The sequence below is a fragment of the Aminobacter sp. P4_H6_2 genome (assembly GCF_056400805.1).
This window is the reverse complement of record NZ_JBFUKO010000999.1, coordinates 1-1,216: the sequence shown is the minus strand read 5'-3', so window position 1 is coordinate 1,216 and position 1,216 is coordinate 1. Positions and strand designations below refer to the sequence as shown.

Below are 1,216 nucleotides of genomic sequence, written 5' to 3'. Positions count from 1 at the left end.
CTGGGCTCGGCATGGATCTCGATTTCTGGAAGATCGCCATGCGACCCGGCAAGCCGCTGATGTTCGGCCGCCTTGGCCAGACACGTTGCGTCGGCCTGCCCGGCAATCCGGTCGCCAGCCTGATCTGCGCGCATATATTCCTGAAGCCCTTGCTGGCGAAGCTTGGCGGGCGACCCTATGCGCCCGACATTCGCAACGCTGTGCTCGACACCGCGATGGCGCCAAACGATTTGCGCCAGGATTTCGTTCGCGCCATTGCGCGCGAGACGCCTGACGGCCTCGTCGTTACGCCATATCTGGTCCAGGATTCGTCGATGCTTCGCACGCTCGCCGACGCCAATTGCGCCATCATGCGTGAACCCTTCGCACCGGCCGCCGAATCTGGCAGTGCGTGCCGCGTGATGATGCTGCGCTGAACGAAGCCGCCTCCTCCCTTCACCAGATATAAACGGTTGCAGAACACAACTGGAACAGATAGGGTTTTGTTCTGGGTTTGTTTTTCTTCTGATTCCTCGGGGGTGGCGATGCTGACGCGCAAACAACACGAGCTTTTGCTGTTCATCCACTCGCGTTTGAAAGAGACGGGCATCCCGCCATCCTTCGACGAAATGAAGGAAGCGCTCGATCTTGCCTCCAAATCCGGTATCCATCGTCTGATCACGGCGCTCGAAGAACGTGGCTTCATCCGACGCCTGCCCAACCGGGCACGCGCGCTTGAAGTGCTGCGCATGCCCGATTCAATCGCACCAGGCCTCAACGCGGCGCGGAAATTCTCGCCGAGCGTCATCGAGGGCAGCCTTGGGCGCCGGCCCGAACCGTCGCGCTCCATGTCCGCCGGCAATGACGATGATGCTGGCGCGGCCGTGACCATTCCGGTGATGGGCCGTATCGCCGCCGGCGTGCCGATCGACGCCATCCAGCACAAGACTCATTCGATAGCGGTGCCGCCGGATATGATCATGGGCGGCGAGCATTACGCGCTCGAGGTCAAGGGCGACTCGATGATCGAGGCTGGCATCTTCGACGGCGATACAGTCGTCATCCGCAGCTCGACCACCGCAAACCCCGGCGAGATCATCGTGGCACTTGTCGACGACGAGGAAGCGACGCTCAAGCGCTTCCGCCGCAAAGGCGCCTCGATTGCTCTCGAGGCTGCCAACCCGGCCTACGAGACCCGCATCTTCGGGCCAGACAGGGTCAAGGTCCAGGGCAAGCT

Annotated in this window: 2 protein-coding genes; both read left to right on the top strand. The window is 61.9% G+C overall.

The window, feature by feature from the left end; all coding sequences use genetic code 11:
• Positions 1–416 (top strand): molybdopterin-binding protein (locus tag AC1DUU_RS32435; RefSeq protein ID WP_476787390.1); only part of this gene is annotated, 416 nt, incomplete at its 5' end.
• Between the two features lie 108 nt (positions 417–524).
• Positions 525–1,216 (top strand): transcriptional repressor LexA (lexA, locus tag AC1DUU_RS32430; protein ID WP_476787389.1); only part of this gene is annotated, 692 nt, incomplete at its 3' end.